This is a genomic window from Bacteroides sp. An279, assembly GCF_002159615.1.
In the GTDB taxonomy this organism is placed as follows: domain Bacteria; phylum Bacteroidota; class Bacteroidia; order Bacteroidales; family Bacteroidaceae; genus Phocaeicola; species Phocaeicola intestinalis.
In genome coordinates, this window is the sequence record NZ_NFJA01000067.1 from 1 (window position 1) to 20,222 (window position 20,222).

Consider the following 20,222-nt stretch of genomic DNA (forward strand, 5'->3'; position numbering starts at 1 on the left):
CAGATTCCACCTCACGATGGACACCCTTGCTTTTGGCTGTATGATTCCCGCTATTAGGGCTCATTGGGGACTTGCACCCGTTAGCTAATACTCATGCCGAGCGTACTATCAATAAATGCCCTGGCAAGCAAAAGTTTGCCAGGGCATTTTATTGATAAAAATCACAAATCCTTCACCAGAATGCGCCCGCTTTGGTACAGGTACGCCTGCTTTGCCTCAATCAGGGCATGCCACGAAGCCGAATAGTCCTCCTTGTCTATCTTGAAGTTTTCGGCGCCGGCACTGTCCAGCCGCTCTATCAGCACACCTACGGTCAGGCGGTTGATGTCCATTCCGGGCAAGTAACGGATGTTTCCTTCTTTATCGTCATCAGAAGTTTCGTAAACCAGACGGACATCGGTCAGCTCGTAGAGGATATTCTTTGTCAGCCGGATGGGAATCTTATGCTCTTTGCTCAGCTCTTCTGCCGTATAGGGCTGCTGCTCGTGCTCGAACCGCTTGCAGATAGCGGAGAGCACGATGGCACAGAAGAAATCGTGGTAGCGCCGGCTGATATGCGCCGTTTCTTTCCCGAAGCTGAACGAAGAAAGGTTCTGGCTGACGTAGCTCATCTCGGCACCGAACAGGCAGATGGTCCACGACACCTGTGTCCATAACAGGAACATCGGGATGGCGGCAAAGCTTCCGTAGATGGCATTGTAGTTCGAAATCCATATCTGGCTGTTGACGTAGAAATACTGGAAAGCCTGAAAGGCGCTACCTGCCAGTATCCCCGGAAACCAGGCATGGCTTAGCTTCACTTTCGTGTTGGGCATGAACACGTATAGCGCGATGAACATCCCCCACGTTAAGGCATACGGGACGAGACGCACCAGGAACTTCAGCATCGGTCCCAGCAGAAGGAAGGTTTCCAAATCCTTCACGTACGTGGTCATCACGATGGTCAGACCGCTGGAGATAACAATGAGCAACGGAAGCAGTAGCAGCATCGAAAAATAATCGGTTATCTGGCGGAACACCGTGCGGGGACGCTTTACCTGCCAGATGGCGTTGAAACTGCGCTCGATGTTGTCTATCAGCATCAGGATGGTAAACAGCAACATAATCAGGCCCACGCCGATGAAGATGCCGCTCTGCGCGTGTTGCAGGTAAGAATTGACCCACGAAAACACCAGCTCGCTCTGCTGGCTTATCACACCGCTTTTGATTTGCTGCTCCATCAATGCATCGAAACCGAAGCCGCGGGCAATGGCGAACAGCAGGGCAAGGATGGGGATGATAGACAGCAATGTGCTATACGTCAGTGCCGAAGCACGCACCGGAATGCGGTCGTTCAAGAACTGCTCTATCGAAAGGTAAATGATTTTCACACACGAATACAGGCGCTTCCTCACTGGAGTTACCTCATCTTCGGTGATTCTCCAGATGCCGTCTGTCAAGAATTGAAGCCAATATTGCAGTCTCATAGTTATTAAATGAAGAATGAAGAATAAAGAATGAAGAAACAGCGTTCGGCGTAAGCCAATGCCATGCGGACGAAGTTAAATTCTTCATTCTTAATTCTTCATTCTTAATTTAAAAAAAGCAGCCGGCCTGTAAGCCGGGTTCTGTTCCTTATATAATATAAGGTGTCTGTCATTTATCTACGCCCTTTGTCACCAAAAGGCTCTAGCGGTCTACCCTCCGACGTGGGGCGAGCAACCCTCGTTAATGCCGGTTTACACGACCTTACAACTCCTAAGATGCACAGCCCGCGTGTCACCACGCGGCTGGTAGGCTCTTACCCTACCTTCTCACCCTTACCTCTCCGGGTAGGAGCGGCGGTTATTTTCTTCTGCATTACTCTACCCTCGCGGATAGCTTTCTGTTAGGAAGTAGGATGCTCTGCGTTGCCCGGACTTTCCTCTTGTGCCGAAACACCAGCGACAGACCGTCCGACTGCTTTCTGACTGCAAAGGTACGCAATAAATGCATTCCTCCTGCCATTTTTACGAGAAATATCTTTTGCGACTGCAAAAGTGACTGATAATGAATGCAAATTTGTCAGTTATCCCCGTTAAGCGCGGTTAAGGAGCTGTCTTGCTTTGTTAAAAGAGAGAAAAAAGAACACACAAGGAGTACAACCGCATAATATTTGTTCTACTTTAGCAGATGAAATGTTAAAGCAATAACGAAATTAACAATTTAAACCAGTTATAGATATGAAAAAGACAACTAAGTTCGCATTAGGAGCAGTCGCACTGATTGCTGTAAGCGCAGGAGTGGCAGGAGTGACTTCGTATGCCATCCTCCAGTCTAAAGATACAAAGAACGCTTCTTTCTACGAAGAGTTCCAAACGGCTACTCCAGCTAAATATGCTGCATTCGATACATCGAAAATGCAGCCCGTCGACCTGACACAAGCAGCCGAAAGTTCACTGAACTCTGTAGTACACATCATGGCTATCCAGCGGAGTAAGACGAAGGTAATACAGACCCAACCGGATATTTTCGATTTCTTTTTCGGTGACGGCCGCGGACGCCAGCAGCAGATCCAGACTCCCGAACAAAAGGGTTTCGGTTCGGGCGTTATTATCTCGAAGGACGGATACATTGTGACGAACAATCACGTGATTGATGATGCCGACGAGATTTCGGTCAAGCTGCACGACGGACGGGAAATGAAAGGACGGGTTATCGGTACCGATGCTACTACCGACCTGGCTTTGGTGAAGATAGAAGGCGATGATTTTCCTGCCATTCCGGTAGGCGACTCGGATGCCTTGAAGGTAGGCGAATGGGTGCTTGCCGTAGGTAATCCCTTCAATTTGGGCTCTACCGTAACGGCGGGTGTCGTAAGTGCCAAGGCACGTGGGTTAGGTGCCAATCAGGTAGAATCATTCATTCAGACCGATGCCGCCATCAACCAAGGAAACAGTGGTGGTGCACTGGTGAATGCAAAAGGCGAGTTAGTGGGTATCAACGCCATGCTGGTTTCTCCCACCGGAGCTTATTCGGGCTACGGCTTCGCCATACCTACCAGCATCATGACCAAGGTGGTGACCGACCTGAAGCAATACGGAACCGTACAGCGTGCTTTGTTGGGCATCGGAGGACGCGATATGGGTAAAGAAGAATTTCCGGAAGAAATCCGTAAGGAGCAGAAAGAACTGGGCATCGGATATGGTGTACAAGTTGTAGAAGTACAAGAAGAAGGCTCGGCTGCCGGCATCTTGAAAGTAAACGATGTCATCATTGCCATAGATGGTGAGAAGGTAGAAACCATGGCTTCTCTGCAAGGCATCCTTGCCAAGAAACGTCCGGGAGACAAGGTGAAAGTGAAAGTATTCCGCGACAAGAAAGACCAGGAATTCACCATCACTCTGAAGAACGCTCAAGGTAATACGAAAGTAGTGAAGAAAGCCGACATGGAACTGCTGGGAGCAGCCTTCCGCGAAGTGCCTGCCGAACTGAAACGCCAGCTCAACTTAGGATATGGTGTACAGGTAACAGGTGTAAGCGACGGACGTATGGCAGACAGCGGTATCCGCAAAGGATTCATCATTCTGAAAGCCAACGGCAAACAACTTCGTACCGTACAGGATTTGGAAGACGTGATGAAAGCGGCTTCCCAGTCGCCCGACCAGGTATTGTTCATGACCGGTGTCTATCCGTCGGGCAAGCGCGCCAACTATGCCGTAGACTTGGCACAAAATTAACAATATAAATAGTAGTTTTCATAGGATAAAAAGGTAAAAGCAGATTGCACACTCTAACAAAAAAGAGGTTCCGCACGTTACGGAACCTCTTTTTTGTTATACTTTAAACGGCATCTTATACTTCGCCCAAAGCACACACGAAAACGAATACAGCAAGACGGAGAAAAACTTTTTGAAGAAATTCAAAACAGTTTCTCAAAAGGTTGTCGTTATCTTCTTCTCCCGATGCAGAAAACTTCGTCTGGTGTAAGATTAATAATCTTCCGCTTGTAAGATTAATAATCTTGCAGCCTGAAGATTAATAATCTTACAGCGGATGGACCTATATGCGTTTGCCGACGCACCTATATCCGCGGGCTTCCGCAACCTCCTGCGTCTGGCTATGATACTATCCGGAAAAACGGGCAAAAGAGGCTCAGCAAACGAACATAAGTAACTTGCCCGTTTAACATAAGTAACTTAGGCGTTTAACATAAGTGAGTCAGACGGTTCACTTATGTTCGTTTGAGGAGGCTTTTATATACGATAAATTCAAAACAGTTTCTCAACACATCCGGTCACGGTAATCTTCATAACCGAAGGTACGATATACTTCCAGTTCACCATTGCTATGATACAGGGCAATAGACGGATGGTGAATACCGTTGAACATATTCGTCTTCACCATCGTGTAATGAATCATGTCCTCGAACACAATCCGTTCGCCCACCTGCACTTCATGGTCGAACTTCCAGCTTCCCATATAGTCGCCACTCAGGCAACTGTTCCCACCCAGACGATACACGTGGGCTTCGGGACCTGCCGTCTTGACCGCATCGGCGGGAAGCGACTCTGCCCCACGCACCGCCGGCTGGTAAGGCATCTCCAGACAATCGGGCATGTGGCACGTAAAGCTTACATCGAGAATCGCCGTACGGATTCCCCGGCTCTCTACCACATCCACCACCGAAGCCACCAGCGGTCCCGTCTGCCAGGCAAAGGCAGAGCCAGGCTCCAGAATAATCTGCAAATGCGGATAACGTGCCTTCAACCCCTTCAGCAATCCAATCAGATGCTCTACATCATAGTCCTTACGGGTCATCAGATGCCCACCTCCCAAATTCAGCCATTTCAGCTGCGGGAACCAGCGCGAAAACTTTTCTTCGATATGCTTCAGCGTACGTTCCAGCTCGTACGAACTGGACTCGCAATGGCAATGGCAATGAAAACCCTCAATGCCTTCGGGCAAACGTTCGGGAAGCAAGTCTGCCGTCACTCCGAAACGTGTGCCCGGCGCACAAGGGTTATATAGTTCCACTTCCACCTCCGAATACTCCGGATTGACACGTATACCACAAGAAACCGGTTCAGGATAAGCCTTAACCATCGGATAGAAACGTTCGAACTGCGAAAGTGAATTGAATGTGATATGGCTGCTATATTTCAGAAACTCTGGGAAATTAGCTTCGGTGTAAGCCGGCGAATAGGTATGCGCCCGACTTCCGAACTCTTCGAAAGCCAGACGTGCCTCGTACACCGAACTTGCCGTCGTATGGCTGATGTACTCGCGGAATATCGGGAACGATTTCCACATCGCAAATGCTTTAAACGCAAGGATAATTTCTACCCCAGCCCGGTCAGCTACCGACTTTATCACCCCCAGGTTTTTCCTGAGCAAATCTTCTTCCATTACATAACACGGAGAAGGAACTTTAGTTACATCTAACATACTACTACTGTTTCGCTTTTTCTCAACACAGATTATTTTTATTTTTTTGAATTCCGCAAAATACCCATGGTATAAGAAGCTGTTTTGAATTTCTCCAAAAAGTTTTTCTTGTCTTGATGTATACGTTTTCGTGTGTGCTTTGGGCGATTTTTTGGTCTTTTTCGCTCCTGTTCTTCGTCAGATAGCCCGCTATCTTCCTCATCACAGAAGCGAAAATGCCTCAAAAACTCATCCCAAATCATCGCACGATAAATTCAAAACAGCTTCTAAAAGGGAGTTAGAAGGAGTTATGCCTTCGGCAGGAGTTATACTTCATGCGGTATGTGCATTTTGTATATGCCACGTAGTAGAGACGATGTGCACATCGTCTCTACAGAATCGATGCTAAAGTATTGGCTTCTAAATCATTTTAACTCCCTGAAATAATTCCTTTTAACTCCTTATTGGGCAAAATGCGGATATTCATTTTATTTTTTAAATTCGCCTGTAGTGAAAAACATTATTCTATTACTTTAAAACGGGCGAACTTCAACAAAAGCTGCTTCACACCGGCATGCCGGAACTCTACGGTCGCCTTGCAATTGTCGCCCGTGCCTTCTACTTTCACTACCTTACCGATACCAAAACGCTGGTGTTCAATCATCTGACCAACCGACAGGCCTGCTCCAAGTGCCGGACCAGCCGCATCCGGAGCATCTGGGGAAAGCTTACGCAGATTACGCGGACTTGCCACAGAGACTACACGAGGCTTCTCCATTGCAACTTTCGGACGGGAAATGCCCGACGAAGCTTCTGGAGCCAATCGGCTGGCACGCTCGTTCTGCGTAGTACGTGAAAAGGCAGCGTCCTCTTCGGGCAATTTCAGATAACGCGCATCAATGTCACCCAAGAAACGGCTGGGACTGCTAAACTCTGTTTTCCCATACCGGAAGCGTGACTTGGCATAAGACAAGAAGCAATGCTCCTCGGCACGTGTAATCGCTACATAGAACAAGCGCCGTTCTTCTTCAAGTTGCTTTAAATTTCCAGACACCATCGGACTGGGGAACAGGTTTTCTTCAAGCCCAACTACAAACACATTCTTAAACTCCAGCCCCTTGGCCGAATGAATGGTCATCAGTGTTACTTTGGCACCTTCACCCTCTTCGCTATCCAGGTCGGTCAACAAGGATATTTCCTGTAGATAATCCGAAAGCGACACACGGCTGTTCCCTTCCTCCTCACGGCTGGCACAAAAGTCATGCATACCGTTGATCAACTCTTCTATATTCTCCTGCCGGCTCAGATTTTCGGGCGACCGGTCCCGGTACACATCGGCAACAATCCCCGAACGCCTGACAATGTCCTGCCCCAAGCCGTAGGCATTTTTGCTTGCCACATCCGAAGCAAATCCGGCTATCAGGTCGCGGAACCCCTGCAATCTGGCAACTGTACTCTTCGTCAATGACAGACCATACGCCAAAGGCTCGTTCAGTACCGTCCACAGACTGACATTGTGTTGCGTAGCCGCACTTGTAATTTTATTCAGCGTCGTATCGCCGATACCCCTTGCCGGATAATTGATAATCCGCTTGAACGCTTCTTCATCATGAGGGTTCACCGCCAAGCGGAAATAAGCCGTCACATCCTTAATCTCTTTCCGCTGATAGAAAGACAATCCACCATAAATACGGTAAGGAAGCCCTCGCTTACGTAACGATTCTTCGAAAATACGGCTCTGTGCATTGGTGCGGTACAGAACGGCAAAATCATCATATCCGTATCCGTCTCTCGCCACCATCCGGGTTATCGTACCTGCAACGATTTCTCCTTCCTCCACGTCACTATAAGCTTTGAACACCGGAATCGGTTCGCCCTTGTCTTTCTCCGAAAACACCTCTTTGTGTATCTGCGCGCGGTTTTTCGCTATCAAGCTGTTGGCGGCTTTCACAATGGTCTGTGTAGAACGGTAATTCTGCTCCAGCTTGAAAAGCCGCGCTTCCTGGTAAGTCTGTCTGAAATGAAGGATATTATCGATATTGGCTCCACGGAACGAATAAATGCTCTGTGCATCGTCTCCCACGACACATACCTTGCGGTATTTCTCGGTGAGCTGCCACACGATGCGGTGCTGGGCGTAATTAGTGTCCTGATACTCATCTACCAATACAAAACGGAAGCGTGAGGCATATTTCTCGCGCACATCAGCATGTTGTTCGAACAGCAAGTAGGTATAAAGCAGCAAGTCATCGAAATCCATGGCATCGCTTTGCCGGCACCGCTCCCAATAACGAAGGTAAATATCACGTATGGCAGGCACTTTTGCCTCCACATCACTTTGATAACATTCAGCATTTGACGCATACGCCACAGGCAATACCAACTGGTTCTTTGCCTGGCTGATGCGGCTCTGTACCAGTCCCGGACGGTAAGTCTTGTCATCCAGCCCCATTTCCTTAATGATGGTTTTCAATAAGCTTTTCGAATCAGCCGCATCATATACCGTAAAATCAGATGAAAAGCCCAACCGTTCTGCCTCGGCACGCAGGATACGGGAAAAGATGGAATGGAATGTCCCCATCCACAGATAACGTGCCTTCTCCTCTCCTACCTGCCGTGCAATGCGTTCCTTCATTTCCCGGGCCGCCTTATTGGTAAAAGTCAGAGCCAGGATAGACCAAGGCTCATAACCCTGGTCCATCAGATAAGCAATCTTATATGTCAATACACGCGTCTTACCCGAACCTGCCCCTGCTATCACCTGCGAAGGCCCGTCGATATAGAGCACCGCTTCCCGCTGGCTCTCGTTCAGTCCGTCTAAATCAACTGCCATACTTCTGCTTAGTTCTTAAAGCTATGTATCGGTGCAGGGATGCGTCCTCCCCGGTTCACAAAAGCCTCACAGCTGAAACGGTTGACCGGCATAACAGGAGCATATCCCAACAAGCCACCAAACTCTACCGTTTCGCCCACTTTCTTTCCTTCTACCGGAATGATACGCACCGCCGTAGTCTTCTGGTTCACCATACCAATAGCCGACTCATCGGCTATAATACCCGAAATAGTAGTAGCCGGCGTATCGCCCGGAATAGCAATCATGTCCAATCCTACCGAACATACGCAAGTCATCGCTTCCAGTTTCTCGATAGTCAGTGCCCCTGCTTCTACCGCATCAATCATCCCTTGGTCTTCGCTCACCGGAATAAAAGCACCACTCAGACCTCCTACATACGAAGAAGCCATTACACCTCCTTTTTTTACCTGGTCGTTCAGCAAAGCCAATGCCGCCGTAGTTCCCGGTGCTCCCGGGTGTTCCAGTCCGATTTCCTTCAAAATATCCGCTACACTATCGCCTACTGCCGGCGTAGGAGCTAATGACAAGTCAATAATGCCAAAGGGTATCCCCAACCTGCGCGAGGCTTCCTGAGCCACCAGCTGTCCTACACGGGTAATCTTGAACGCTGTACGCTTGATAGTTTCGCACAACACTTCGAAATCGGCATCCCGAATCTGTTCGAGTACATACTTCACTACTCCAGGACCGCTTACGCCCACATTGATAATGGCATCGTCTTCCGAAACGCCGTGAAATGCACCTGCCATAAACGGATTATCATCGGGAGCATTGCATAATACCACCAGCTTGGCACAGCCCAGCGAATCACGCTCTGCAGTAAGCCGAGCCGTTTCCTTGATAATATCCCCCATCAGACGCACTGCATCCATATTGATACCCGTCTTAGTGGAACCTACATTCACCGAGCTGCAGATACGTTCGGTGCAGGCCAAGGCTTCAGGGATAGAACGAATCAGCAATTCATCACTTCGTGTCATCCCTTTAGAGACGATAGCCGAATAGCCACCGATGAAATTCACCCCCAATTCCTCTGCTGCACGGTCTAGCGTACGTGCAACCTTTACATAATCGGCAGTAGTCTGGCAAGCTGCCCCACCCACCAATGAAATCGGCGTAACCGAGATACGTTTGTTCACGATAGGAATCCCGTATTCTTTCGATATGTCTTCTCCTGTCTTTACCAAGTCTTTGGCAAGCCGGGTTACCTTTTCATAAATCTTCTGACAAAGAATATCCACGTTGCTATCTGCACACTCCAACAGATTGATACCCATTGTAATGGTACGCACATCCAGATTTTCTTTTTCAATCATCTTGTTGGTTTCCAGAACCTCTGATATATTAATCATAAGCCAGCCTTTTTTTTAAATCCGATGCATTTTATCGAAAATCTCTTCACGCTGACATTTCACCTGCACGCCTAGCGCTTGTCCTACTTCAGTCAGTTCATTAACCACCTGCTCAAACGGTTTTGCAATACGCGCCATATCCACAATCATCATCATATTGAAGAACTCCTGCACGATAGTCTGCGATATATCCAGAATGTTGATATTGTTTTCTGCAAGATACGAACATACCTTGGCAATAATGCCTACCGAATCTTTTCCTACAACAGTAATAATAGCCTTATTCATAATTCCGTTCATTAAGTTTGATAATGAGGGCAAAGATAGACAAATCTTAGTAAAACTCCCCCTTTCTCATACTTTTTTTGCCCGAACGCTTGCATATTCAAAAATAATCCGTACCTTTGCAACGCTTTTGAAAACCAGAAGCACTTACCCTACAGTTTAAGGAGAGGTGGCAGAGTGGTCGATTGCGGCGGTCTTGAAAACCGTTGTACCGCGAGGTACCCGGGGTTCGAATCCCTGTCTCTCCGCTGAACAGAAGCGCTTTCATGATTTTTTTCAGAAAGCGCTTTTTATTTTGGAGAGATGCCGGAGTGGTCGATCGGGCCGCACTCGAAATGCGGTGAACGGGTAACTGTTCCCAGGGTTCGAATCCCTGTTTCTCCGCTGATAATCTTTTAGAGATTAACAAGTTATAGGAATTAAGCGTAAAAACTTAGTTCCTATTTTTTTGTTCGGAAAGACGGATTTGTGGCGTTGTTTTGAAATGTTTAGAATCACAATCTCACCACCAAAAAGTTGTATATATCATATACTTTATATACCTTTGCGAAAAACGAAACGAATATTATGGATACTACGGTTAAAGCTACTAGAAGAAAAATAATAGACATACCAGAAGATATTTTCCGGTATCTGTCTGTAAAAGCAGCCATGCAAGGCACCAATTTAAAAAGATACATTGAGGGACTTCTTGCGAAAGACGTAGAGGATATGCTAGCCGGTATGGATGACAATGATGCATACCGGTGGCTTTCAAAAAATGAACCTGACGGGCATGTAAGGGTCGGGGAAAAAGAAAAACAGGATTTTGAAAACTGGCTGGGTATTGAAAGGAAATGAAGGTAGAGTATTCAAAGGCATTTGTTAAGGCAGTCAGAAAATTATCCGGCAAAGTACTTGATTCTGTCAGGAATGCCATACAGGGAGTCATGGAAGCCCGATGTATTGATGAAATAACTGATTGCAAGAAGCTGGTCGGCTATGATTTCGTTTATCGCATACGCATCGGCAGTTACCGGGCGTTCTTCACCTTCCATGTCCATATTGAAAATGATGTGGTGATGTTCGAGTATCTGTTGCCAAGAGGAGAAGCCTATGATAAGAAGAATCAGGAAAAACTGCGCCGTATAGATGAATAAAATAAAGAGAAAAAAGAAAAGCCGTCATCAGAACTCCTCGCTCTGACTCGGCTCCTCACTGTTCCATCCGTTTCAACCATAGAGACGAAAGCTGCTATGGCTACTCCTGATTTTCCAGCCCTCGAATTGATTCCTGACCATCTTCTGAAATTCAGGCTCAACCCGGCATATTTTTCATTATTTTCTTTGAAACCGCCATTTAAATACACAATTTCACACCATTCAAAGTATAAATGCCTATGATTTGATGGGAGAACATGTACGCATACAGTTTCATGATGAGATATATAAAACATTCGGAGACAAACGTAAAACCCTATTTATACCACGTTATGTCATTTTCGATAAAAAAGGACAGATTCGTTTCAGCGCAGCAGCTTCTCCCGAAAATATAGAGCAGCCCAAAGCGTTCGACCGCAATTCACCCTGCAGCCACCCGTTTTCTGTATTCGCTGGGCGTATATCCTGCCACTTTCTTAAATACCCGGTTGAAATGTTGGGAATATTGAAAGCCCAATTCATCGGCAATCTGGTTTACGGTCTTCTCCGTATCGGCGAGCATGTCTTTGGCAGTATCTATGATTTTCCCCTGGATGTATTCCTGCGGATTTTTTCCCGTTTCTTTCTTAATAAGGTCTCCAAAGTAGTTGGGAGAAAGAAATACCTTATCGGCAAAATACCGTACGGTCGGCAGTCCGTTGGTACGCGACTTTCCACTTTGAAAATAATCGTCGAGCAAAGCTTCGAAACGGGTCAGCACATCCTTGTTTGATTTCTCGCGGGTGACGAATTGCCGGTTATAAAAACGCATACAATAGTCAAGCAGCAACTGGATATTTCTTGCAATCAACCGTTTGCTCAACTTGTCTATCGGATGCGTCAGTTCTATTTTTATTTTAACCAGACAATCGAGGATGATGCTTTTCTCTTCGTCCGAAAGGTGCAGGGCTTCGGTAGAATTGTAAGAGAAGAAAGAATAAGACTTGATTTCCTGTCCGAGCGATGTACCTTTAATCAGATCGGGATGAAACACAATGCCGCGTGCCGTGGGCTTCATGCCTTCCAGCATTTCCGTTTCCGACACCTGCCCCGGTGCAAAACTGGTAATCGTGCCTTCCCGATAATCATAAACCTGCCTTCCATAACGGATATCGCCACATTTGGTTTCTTTCAAGAACAGGGCATAGATGCCGTAATTGATAGTGAAACGTGTAGGGAATCGGGTGGCTTCCGAAAGGTCGATGACATTCACCAACGGGTGAAGTGTTTCCAGTCCGAACAGTTTGTTGTACTCTTCTACCGTATCCATTTTTATCAAATCTGTTTTCATATTCGTATCATCATTACATTCTTGTATCGCAAAAATAAAAGTTTCTACCGTAACTTGTATCGGCGTTGAACCGTAATCTGTAAATGAGTTACAAATCTCCGTAAATAGGTTATGTCCTTTAAGTTGGATACCGGCTATTTTTGCAAAAAAAGAAAAGCGATGAATGATAATGGAAAAATAAATCGCAGGGACTTTATCAAGAGTTCCGTGCTGACCGGAGGAGTATTGTTCGCACAGGCAGCGATACCTGCCCGTGCCATGGATTTTCTTTCGGAGAAAAAAAAGAATGAAAACGCAATGTTTACAGATGACGGATTAGTAAAAGGAGTATGCGACATCCACCTGCACTGCCGCCCCGATTCGCGGGAACGCTCGGTAGATGAATATGGTTTCATGCAGGATGCCATGCGTGCCGGATACCGTGCCGTGATGTTCAAGTCCAATGACTTCAGTTGTCACGACAGGGCATATATCATCCGGCAAGCACTGCCGGAAGCGGAATGTTTCGGCAGTTTCTGCATGAACCGTGTGCATGGGGACAAGGTAAATCCGTTTGCCGCACAGAAAGCCGTAGAAACAAGTGGAGGACTGTGCCGGTGCATCTGGATGCCGACACTTGACGCAGCCTATCATTACCAATGTGAAGGCAAGAAAGAGAAAGGCATTCCCGTGTTGGATGATAACGGACAGGTATTGCCCGAAGTCGTCCGCGTAATGGAAATCTGTGCGGAAGCCGGCATCATCTTTGCTACCGGACACGCTTCGCCCAAAGAAAGCATCACACTCGCCCGTAAGGCAAAGGAAATAGGTGTGGATAAATTTGTCGTCACTCATGCCAATTCTCATTTCTGGAAAATGACTGCCGACCAGATTAAGCAGTGCATCGACCTTGGCGCATACATCGAATATTGCTACCTGCCCTGCCTGTGGGGAGAAGGCACAAAGATGTCGCAATACCCACGGCAAAGCATCGGGGAGCTTGCCGGTTTTGTCCGCATCGACCCGTCGCGGAGTTTCATTTCCACAGACTTGGGACAGGCGGTGATGCCACACCCCATCGAGGGCATGAGGGATTGCATCCTGAAATTGCAGACAGAAGGCATCTCTCAAAGCGACATTGACTTACTGGTACGCCACAACCCGGCGTGGCTCATAGGATTGACTCAGCATTAATTCTTCATTTTTAGTTCTTCATTCTTCATTTAAAAATTATGGACAGAAGGAATTTCATCAAAAGCGGATTATTCGCCGCGGCTGTCGGTGCCGCAATGGGACCGAAAGCCATTGCGCAAGAAGCAAACAGACGTGTGGAGCAGGAGCAGAAAGCAAAAGACATCCTGAATTACAACCCACAGATGCAATACCGCCCGATGGGCAGAACAGGGGTAAATGTATCGGCATTAGGTTTTGGCATGTTGCGCCTGCCTATGAAGAACGGGCATGTGGATTTCGAGCAGACCACCCCGATGGTACACCGTGCCATCGAAGGCGGAGTAAACTACATTGATACCGGACGTGTCTATATGGGAGGCGAAAGCGAGCAGGCAGTCGGCAAGGCACTTGCAAGAGGCTGGCGCGACCGGGTTTATGTCACTTCCAAAATGCCGTGGTGGGAGATGCAGAATGCAGACGATTTCGAAAAGTTCTTCGACCAGTCCCGGCGTGCGATTGATACGGATGTGATTGATTTCTACCACATCCACATGATTATGCACCGGGCATGGAAAGACTACGTGCTGCCGTATCGGCTTATCGAGAAGATGGAGAATCTGAAGGCGCAAGGGAAAATACGCTTTATGGGATTCTCTTTCCACGACAGCCTGCAACTATTCAAACGGGTAGTCGAATATACACCGGCATGGGATTTCTGCCTTATCCAGCACAATTACCTTGATTATGAATACGAGGCAGGTGTGCTCGGTCCGAAATATGCCGCTGCCAACGGTATGGGGCTGGCGGTAATGAAGCCTGTCCGCACCGGCTTCCTTGCCAACCTGCCACAAAGTATGAGGGAAGCACTTGCCTCTACCGGCATCCGGAAACCCGATGCGGAATGGGCACTGGATTACCTGTGGGACATTCCCGAAGTAAGCGTAGCTGTCAGCGGCATGGGTTCCATGGAAGATGTGGAAGAAAACCTGAGCTATGCAACCAAGGCGAAACCGAATATGCTTACACCTGCCGAACGCGAGGCATTGGGAGCAGCCATCTACGCTTACCGCCATGCACCGGGACACATTGACTGTACCGGATGTTACCAGTGCATTCCCTGCCCGCAGAATGTCGCTATCGGCTACATCTTCGCCTATGTCTACAACAACTACCTTCTGCACCGCAACAAGGAGCGGGCAATGATGGATTACACCGTATCCATGTCTCCCGTCCAGCGCGGCGACCCGGCTTCCTCGTGCATCGGATGTGGAGAATGCCTGGCAAAGTGTCCGCAGCATCTGGATATTCCCAATCTGTTAGCAAAAGTAAAGGAAACGATGGGAAAATAATCCGTAAATCGGTTACAACCGTCAGTAAATACGTTATCTCCTTTCCACCGGCAGTCCGCTACCTTTGCATCAGAATCATTAAATATAACCTACAAAATGAAAACGAACAACAACTACGACATGTACATTCCTACTCGCGTGATGTTCGGTGCAGGGATGTTGAACAAACTGAGTGAACAACCCATGCCGGGCAAACGTGCCCTCATTATTATTTCTAATGGTAAATCCACCCGCGCCAACGGCTATCTTGCCCGCACGGAAGAGCAGTTGCACAAAGCCGGTGTGGAAACCTGCATCTTCGACGGTGTAGCTCCCAATCCTACCGTAGGCAACGTCAATGCCGGTGCAAAGACTGCACGCGACAATGGGTGTGATTTTCTCGTTGCGTTGGGTGGAGGCAGTGTCATGGATTGCGCAAAGGCTATCGCGGTCATGGCTACGAATGAAGGCGAACTGTGGGATTACGTGCCCATCGGTTCTGGAAAAGGACAGCCTATTGCCGTAAAACCGTTGCCTATCATAGCCATCACCACTACGGCAGGCACAGGGTCGGAAACGGACAACTCCGGCGTTATTACGAAGGAGGACACGTTTGAGAAAGCTTTCGTGGGTGATGCATCCCTGTTTCCCGTCCTCTCTATCGTTGATGCGGAACTGATGAAAAGTGTACCGGCAACATTCACTGCCTATCAAGGCTTCGATGCCCTGTTCCATAGCACGGAAGGATACATTGCGAAAGGTGCCAATCTGATGAGCGACATGTATGCCCTCGAAGCCATCCGCAACATTGCCGAATACCTGCCCCGTGCCATCAAGGACGGCAATGACCTGGAGGCCCGTACCCGTGTGGCTTTCGGCAATACGTTGTCCGGCGGCGTGATGTGCCTGACGCTTATCACCAGCGAGCACGCCCTGGAACATGCCCTTTCCGCTTATCATCCCAACCTGCCCCACGGTGCCGGTCTGATTATGGTGAGCCGTGCCTATTATAAATATTTCATCGAGCACCATGCCTGCGACGATCGCTTCATCCGCATGGCACAGGCAATGGGTATGCCGGAAGCCACGAAACCCGAAGACTTCCTGACCGCCCTCACCCGTCTGCAAGAGGCGTGCGGCGTAGCCGACCTGAAGATGTCCGACTACGGCATTACTCCCGACGAGTTCGAGACGCTGATGCGTAACACCCGTGAGGTAATGGGCGTGATGTTCACCAGCGACCGTGTCCAGATGTCGGACGAAGATATCGTGAACGTCTATCGGGAATCCTACAAATAAGAACGACTCCCATTGGGAACAGCGGGGAAAGCACTTCTCCATCAGGATTGACGTTGTCGACTACATGGTAAGTAATTTTAGAAAAAGGAAAAAACGATGAATAGACTGCATCTCGTCCTCCTGTTGCTGCTCTCGGTCTTTATGACAGCAGTTCAGGCACAACAAAGAGTTTCAGACAATCAAATGAAAGCAAATATGGGAAATAACACAATCAGACTGACCATCAAGGACGGTAAGACATTTACCGCCACTTTAGCGGATAATTCGTCCGCAGATGCTTTGATAGAATTGCTATCAAAAGGAGACGTCACCGTGGAAATGGAAGACTACGGCAACATGGAAAAAGTGGGACCGCTGGGTACCAGCCTTCCGCGCAATGACCGACAGACATCGACCGGTCCCGGCGACATCATCCTTTACCAGGGGAAATACCTGGTAATTTATTATTCGACCAATTCGTGGAACTTCACCCGCATAGGCAAGATAGATAATACCAATGGCGCACAATTGAAATCAGCATTGGGAAACGGTGATGTAACGGTAACGCTCTCATTAGGCAAATAACATCGATGAAAACAAGAACATTAGGAAAACAAGGACTGGAAGTTTCGGAAGTAGGACTGGGCTGCATGGGATTTACGCAGAGTTATCCTCCTTATCCCGACCGGAAAGAAGCCATCGCCACGCTGCGCGAGGCGGTAGAGTTGGGAGTTACATTCTTTGATACGGCAGAGGTGTATAGTGCGTTCAAGAACGAAGAGTTAGTGGGCGAAGCTTTGGAACCGGTCCGCGACAAAGTAGTCATCGCCACGAAGTTCGGCTATAACTTGGTGGATATGCCCGACCTTAATACATCGGCACGCCCCGTAAGCCTGTCAAGCAAACCCGACACCATCCGCCGGGCGGTGGAAGGTTCGCTCCGCCGCCTGCGTACCGACCACATTGACCTCTACTACCAGCACCGGGTAGACCCGGATACACCGATAGAAGAAGTGGCGGATACGGTTGCCTCGCTCATCAAAGAGGGCAAGGTATTATATTGGGGCCTGTCCGAAGCTGCCCCTTCCACAGTGCGCCGCGCCCATGCCGTTTGTCCGCTAACGGCAGTGCAGAGCGAATATTCCCTGTGGTACCGTCAAGTGGAAAAGGAACTGCTCCCTACCTTGGAGGAGCTGGGCATCGGCTTCGTGCCGTTCAGCCCGTTGGGGAAAGCCATGCTGACCGGACGCTTCGACCGTAATAGCACATTCGACAAGACAGATTTCCGTTCTACCATTCCCCGTTTCCAGCCGGAGAACCTGCAACACAATGTAGCGTTGGTAGAGTATGTGAAAGAACTTGCCCGCCGGAAAGAAACCTCTCCGGCACGTATTGCCATCGGCTGGCTCCTGGCACAGCAACCGTGGATTGTCCCTATTCCCGGCACGAAACGTATTGAACGCATCAAGGAGAATATCGGCGGAGCGGACATTCGCTTTACCACGGAAGAGCTTGCCGATATCCGCCGTCATCTGGACAGCATCGAAATCATCGGAGCACGATATCCCGAAGACCAGGAGGCGTTGACCGGCAAATAGTCATACAATTTTCAAACGGAAGAGAATATGAAAAAGAACATCGGCCAGACATTGGCATTGTATCCTACTCCCGCCGTAGTAGTGGGTACGGAGGTAAACGGAAAGGTAAACTGGCTGCTCGTTGCCCATGTGGGCATCATCGGGCACGACCGCATCCTGCTGAGTATGCACAAGGCGCATTACACCAACCAAGGTGTGAAAACCACAGGCAAGGTGTCCGTCAATATGGTAGACGAAGCCATGCTGCAACGTGCTGACTACGTAGGTTGCGTCAGCGGAGCGAAAACGGACAAATCGGAAGTTTTTGCCTGGCATCCGGGTGAAGCCGGAACTCCTGTCATTGATGAAAGTCCGTTGGTGATGGAATGTGAGGTGGTAGATAATTACGGAACGGATACGTTCGATAACTTCATCTGCAAAATCACGAACACCTATGCCGAAGAAAGTATTCTCAATGACAAAGGGAAGCCGGACTACAGCAAAGTGAAGCCCGTCCTCTTCGAAATGCCCAACTATACCTATTTGCGGACGGGAGACGAAATCGCTAAATGTACGACATTTGGAAAAACATTTAATCCTGAGAACTGATGAAGCGCCGGGATTTTCTCCGTAAATCCCTGCTCGCAGCTACAGGGAGTATGATCTTGGGAGGCGGCATCATGAAAGCCGTAGAAAATTTGAACACTAAAAATAGTAGTAGAATGAAAATAGTAGTATTGACCGGTAGTCCCCGCCGGAACGGAAATTCGGCTTATCTGGCGGAACAGTTCATCAAAGGCGCACAGGAAAAAGGACATGAGATATACCGTTTCGATTGCGCCTTCAAACAAGTGGAACCTTGCCGTGCCTGCAACCGTTGCGGCATGGACGGCCCGTGTGTGATAAAGGATGATTTTAATGAACTGCGTCCCCACCTCATTGCCGCCGACATGGTGGTGTTCGCCACGCCGATGTATTATTTTGCAATTTCGGCACAAATGAAGCTGGTGATTGATCGTTTCTATGCAATCAACGGAAAGATCAAGGATCACTACAAAAAAGCCGCTTACCTGATGACATACGCTGACACTTCAAAAAAGGAAGCGGAACCGATGCTGCTGCATTACCACACTCTAATGGAATATCTCGGCTGGGAAAGTGTGGGTGAGGTGGTCGCTTCCGGGGTATGGACGGCAGGTTCCATTCGCAACACCCGCTATCCCGAACAGGCATATCAGTTAGGAAAAAGTCTATAGACAGTAACATGATAAATATGAAACAATCTGTAATTATATTCGCCTTATTGCTGGCAGGACTCATGCCGGCAAAGGCACAGAACGACGAAACAATGAACAGAATAGAAACGTGCAAGGAAAATTACCGTACCCTTTTCGGCGGTGAAGCCCTGACCGGACAGGGCACAGACCCGGAGATGATGGACATCCTTCAGAAATTTATCTTCGGCGAGGTGTTTACTACGGGAAACTTGAGCTTGAAACAGCGCGAAATGATTACTTGTGTCACCCTTGCCACGATGCAGACGCTTCCGCAACTGAAAGTCCATGCGGGAGCTGCCCTGAACGTGGGCGTCACCCCTGTGGAATTACGGGAAGCGATGTATCTGACAGCACCGTTCATCGGTTTCCCCAAGATGCTCAATGCGGTCGGAACGGTGAACGAAGTATTCAAGGAGCGCGACATCAGCCTTCCCTTGGAGAATCAGACCACCGTCACCGAAGCGAACCGTCATGAGCAGGGCGCAGCCATTCAGGACAAACTCTACCACGAAGGAATCTCTGCCGTGATGGAAGGCGTGCCCGGCGGAATGGGTGAAGAGGTAGCACGCTTCCTGACCGACTATTTCTTTGGCGAAATATACACCCGTAACGGACTTGACTTGAAAACCAAAGAACTGATCGGCTACTGCATCCTGACGACACTGGAGACGGAAAGCCAGTTGCAGTCGCATTTCCACGGAAACATCCAGGCAGGCAATACGCCCGAAGAAGTGACCGCAGCGGTCATCCAATGTCTTCCCTACATTGGTTTCCCGGCAGCCATCAAGGCACTGCGCATCATCAAGCAGGAAACTGCCAAACCGGCTGCACCGGCTACGGATAACCTGGTACGCCTTTCGAAAATAACAGTAGACCCGGAACGGTTGGATGAATACAACGCCTATCTGAAAGAGGAAATAGAAGCCTCCATGCGGCTGGAGCCGGGCGTGCTCACTCTTTATGCCACAGCCGAAAAGGATGCGCCCCACAAGATTACCATCCTCGAAATCTATGCCGACCGTGCCGCTTACGAAAGCCATTTGAAGACTCTCCATTTCCAGAAGTACAAACAGGGTACGCTGGATATGGTAAAGGATTTGGAACTGGTGGATACGACACCGCTGATTCCGGGACTGAAAATAAAGTAATTTTTTTCATGCCAATCAGGAGTTAAAAGGGAGTTATAGGTAGTTATCGCCCGCAGGGCGGGCTGGAAGTTAGATGCCAATACCTTTTTGCGCCGGTTTCAGAAGTAAGACTATTGG

Annotated in this window: 17 protein-coding genes, 2 tRNA genes, 1 other RNA gene and 1 pseudogene; 13 read left to right on the forward strand and 8 right to left on the reverse strand. The window is 48.5% G+C overall.

Annotation, left to right across the window (positions count from 1 at the left end):
- Positions 1-161: 161 nt before the first annotated feature.
- Together B5F78_RS11685 and rnpB are read right to left on the reverse strand one after the other, a co-directional pair.
- Positions 162-1,466: a YihY/virulence factor BrkB family protein gene (locus B5F78_RS11685; RefSeq protein ID WP_087406776.1), complete on the reverse strand. Its 1,305-nt coding sequence runs from the start codon at positions 1,464-1,466 to the stop codon at positions 162-164.
- 114 nt (positions 1,467-1,580) lie between these two features.
- Positions 1,581-1,942, reverse strand: an RNA gene (gene rnpB, locus B5F78_RS11690) — RNase P RNA component class A.
- Between the two features lie 259 nt (positions 1,943-2,201).
- Between rnpB and B5F78_RS11695 the strand changes: the two genes are divergently transcribed.
- On the forward strand, positions 2,202-3,698 hold the full coding sequence (locus B5F78_RS11695; protein ID WP_087406777.1) for a trypsin-like peptidase domain-containing protein: 1,497 nt from the start codon (positions 2,202-2,204) through the stop codon (positions 3,696-3,698).
- A gap of 544 nt (positions 3,699-4,242) precedes the next feature.
- On the opposite strand, the gene nspC is transcribed toward B5F78_RS11695, so the two are convergent.
- The 5 genes from nspC to B5F78_RS11720 form a co-directional block, all read right to left on the reverse strand.
- Entirely contained in the window at positions 4,243-5,406 is a 1,164-nt protein-coding gene (gene nspC / locus B5F78_RS11700; protein ID WP_087213280.1) for a carboxynorspermidine decarboxylase, read from the reverse strand.
- Between the two features lie 38 nt (positions 5,407-5,444).
- Complete coding sequence (locus tag B5F78_RS11705; RefSeq protein ID WP_158100021.1) at positions 5,445-5,648, reverse strand: hypothetical protein; 204 nt, start codon at positions 5,646-5,648, stop codon at positions 5,445-5,447.
- Between the two features lie 257 nt (positions 5,649-5,905).
- Positions 5,906-8,218 (reverse strand): ATP-dependent helicase, encoded by a 2,313-nt coding sequence (locus B5F78_RS11710; protein ID WP_087395710.1) that lies wholly within the window; start codon positions 8,216-8,218, stop codon positions 5,906-5,908.
- 8 nt (positions 8,219-8,226) lie between these two features.
- Positions 8,227-9,591, reverse strand: a complete 1,365-nt coding sequence (locus tag B5F78_RS11715) for a PFL family protein (RefSeq protein ID WP_022039867.1) — start codon at positions 9,589-9,591, stop codon at positions 8,227-8,229.
- Positions 9,592-9,606: 15 nt separating this feature from the next.
- The gene (locus B5F78_RS11720) at positions 9,607-9,879 is read right to left on the reverse strand and encodes an ACT domain-containing protein (RefSeq protein WP_022039868.1); all 273 of its coding nucleotides are present in this window, start codon (positions 9,877-9,879) and stop codon (positions 9,607-9,609) included.
- Positions 9,880-10,039: 160 nt separating this feature from the next.
- On the opposite strand from B5F78_RS11720, the gene B5F78_RS11725 reads away from it, so the two are divergent.
- The 4 genes from B5F78_RS11725 to B5F78_RS11740 all read left to right on the forward strand — a co-directional run bounded on the left by B5F78_RS11725 (position 10,040) and on the right by B5F78_RS11740 (position 11,015).
- Positions 10,040-10,124 (forward strand) — tRNA-Ser (locus B5F78_RS11725).
- Positions 10,125-10,173: 49 nt separating this feature from the next.
- Positions 10,174-10,260 (forward strand) — tRNA-Ser (locus B5F78_RS11730).
- Between the two features lie 183 nt (positions 10,261-10,443).
- Positions 10,444-10,716: a hypothetical protein gene (locus tag B5F78_RS11735; protein WP_013619293.1), complete on the forward strand. Its 273-nt coding sequence runs from the start codon at positions 10,444-10,446 to the stop codon at positions 10,714-10,716.
- The gene (locus tag B5F78_RS11740) at positions 10,713-11,015 is read left to right on the forward strand and encodes a type II toxin-antitoxin system RelE family toxin (protein ID WP_087212232.1); all 303 of its coding nucleotides are present in this window, start codon (positions 10,713-10,715) and stop codon (positions 11,013-11,015) included. Before B5F78_RS11735 ends, B5F78_RS11740 begins: the two co-directional genes overlap by 4 nt.
- A gap of 421 nt (positions 11,016-11,436) precedes the next feature.
- Here B5F78_RS11740 and B5F78_RS11745 read toward each other — a convergent pair whose 3' ends face one another.
- The gene (locus B5F78_RS11745) at positions 11,437-12,345 is read right to left on the reverse strand and encodes a helix-turn-helix domain-containing protein (protein WP_087406779.1); all 909 of its coding nucleotides are present in this window, start codon (positions 12,343-12,345) and stop codon (positions 11,437-11,439) included.
- Between the two features lie 159 nt (positions 12,346-12,504).
- On the opposite strand from B5F78_RS11745, the gene B5F78_RS11750 reads away from it, so the two are divergent.
- The 8 genes and pseudogenes from B5F78_RS11750 (at position 12,505) to B5F78_RS11785 (ending at position 20,105) form a co-directional block, all read left to right on the forward strand.
- On the forward strand, positions 12,505-13,518 hold the full coding sequence (locus B5F78_RS11750) for a DUF6282 family protein (RefSeq protein WP_164470546.1): 1,014 nt from the start codon (positions 12,505-12,507) through the stop codon (positions 13,516-13,518).
- A gap of 38 nt (positions 13,519-13,556) precedes the next feature.
- On the forward strand, positions 13,557-14,846 hold the full coding sequence (locus tag B5F78_RS11755) for an aldo/keto reductase (protein WP_087406781.1): 1,290 nt from the start codon (positions 13,557-13,559) through the stop codon (positions 14,844-14,846).
- A gap of 96 nt (positions 14,847-14,942) precedes the next feature.
- Complete coding sequence (locus B5F78_RS11760; protein WP_087406782.1) at positions 14,943-16,124, forward strand: iron-containing alcohol dehydrogenase; 1,182 nt, start codon at positions 14,943-14,945, stop codon at positions 16,122-16,124.
- Between the two features lie 96 nt (positions 16,125-16,220).
- Entirely contained in the window at positions 16,221-16,688 is a 468-nt protein-coding gene (locus B5F78_RS11765) for a cyclophilin-like fold protein (RefSeq protein WP_013617237.1), read from the forward strand.
- A 5-nt stretch (positions 16,689-16,693) separates the two neighbouring features.
- Positions 16,694-17,701, forward strand: coding sequence for an aldo/keto reductase (locus B5F78_RS11770; RefSeq protein WP_087406783.1), 1,008 nt, complete (start codon positions 16,694-16,696; stop codon positions 17,699-17,701).
- Between the two features lie 27 nt (positions 17,702-17,728).
- A pseudogene (locus B5F78_RS11775) lies at positions 17,729-18,253 on the forward strand (flavin reductase family protein); the annotation flags it as partial.
- Positions 18,254-18,402: 149 nt separating this feature from the next.
- Positions 18,403-18,936 (forward strand): flavodoxin family protein, encoded by a 534-nt coding sequence (locus tag B5F78_RS11780; protein WP_087406784.1) that lies wholly within the window; start codon positions 18,403-18,405, stop codon positions 18,934-18,936.
- 17 nt (positions 18,937-18,953) lie between these two features.
- On the forward strand, positions 18,954-20,105 hold the full coding sequence (locus B5F78_RS11785) for a carboxymuconolactone decarboxylase family protein (protein WP_087406785.1): 1,152 nt from the start codon (positions 18,954-18,956) through the stop codon (positions 20,103-20,105).
- The last annotated feature ends 117 nt before the right edge of the window (positions 20,106-20,222 follow it).

Excerpts from the sequence above, each read along its gene's own strand:
- B5F78_RS11685 (WP_087406776.1), bottom strand. The coding sequence starts at position 1,466 with ATGAGACTGCAATATTGGCTTCAATTCTTGACAGACGGCATCTGGAGA.
- B5F78_RS11695 (WP_087406777.1), top strand. The coding sequence starts at position 2,202 with ATGAAAAAGACAACTAAGTTCGCATTAGGAGCAGTCGCACTGATTGCT.
- nspC (WP_087213280.1), bottom strand. The coding sequence starts at position 5,406 with ATGTTAGATGTAACTAAAGTTCCTTCTCCGTGTTATGTAATGGAAGAA.
- B5F78_RS11705 (WP_158100021.1), bottom strand. The coding sequence starts at position 5,648 with ATGATTTGGGATGAGTTTTTGAGGCATTTTCGCTTCTGTGATGAGGAA.
- B5F78_RS11710 (WP_087395710.1), bottom strand. The coding sequence starts at position 8,218 with ATGGCAGTTGATTTAGACGGACTGAACGAGAGCCAGCGGGAAGCGGTG.
- B5F78_RS11715 (WP_022039867.1), bottom strand. The coding sequence starts at position 9,591 with ATGATTAATATATCAGAGGTTCTGGAAACCAACAAGATGATTGAAAAA.
- B5F78_RS11720 (WP_022039868.1), bottom strand. The coding sequence starts at position 9,879 with ATGAATAAGGCTATTATTACTGTTGTAGGAAAAGATTCGGTAGGCATT.
- B5F78_RS11735 (WP_013619293.1), top strand. The coding sequence starts at position 10,444 with ATGGATACTACGGTTAAAGCTACTAGAAGAAAAATAATAGACATACCA.
- B5F78_RS11740 (WP_087212232.1), top strand. The coding sequence starts at position 10,713 with ATGAAGGTAGAGTATTCAAAGGCATTTGTTAAGGCAGTCAGAAAATTA.
- B5F78_RS11745 (WP_087406779.1), bottom strand. The coding sequence starts at position 12,345 with ATGAAAACAGATTTGATAAAAATGGATACGGTAGAAGAGTACAACAAA.
- B5F78_RS11750 (WP_164470546.1), top strand. The coding sequence starts at position 12,505 with ATGAATGATAATGGAAAAATAAATCGCAGGGACTTTATCAAGAGTTCC.
- B5F78_RS11755 (WP_087406781.1), top strand. The coding sequence starts at position 13,557 with ATGGACAGAAGGAATTTCATCAAAAGCGGATTATTCGCCGCGGCTGTC.
- B5F78_RS11760 (WP_087406782.1), top strand. The coding sequence starts at position 14,943 with ATGAAAACGAACAACAACTACGACATGTACATTCCTACTCGCGTGATG.
- B5F78_RS11765 (WP_013617237.1), top strand. The coding sequence starts at position 16,221 with ATGAATAGACTGCATCTCGTCCTCCTGTTGCTGCTCTCGGTCTTTATG.
- B5F78_RS11770 (WP_087406783.1), top strand. The coding sequence starts at position 16,694 with ATGAAAACAAGAACATTAGGAAAACAAGGACTGGAAGTTTCGGAAGTA.
- B5F78_RS11780 (WP_087406784.1), top strand. The coding sequence starts at position 18,403 with ATGAAAATAGTAGTATTGACCGGTAGTCCCCGCCGGAACGGAAATTCG.
- B5F78_RS11785 (WP_087406785.1), top strand. The coding sequence starts at position 18,954 with ATGAAACAATCTGTAATTATATTCGCCTTATTGCTGGCAGGACTCATG.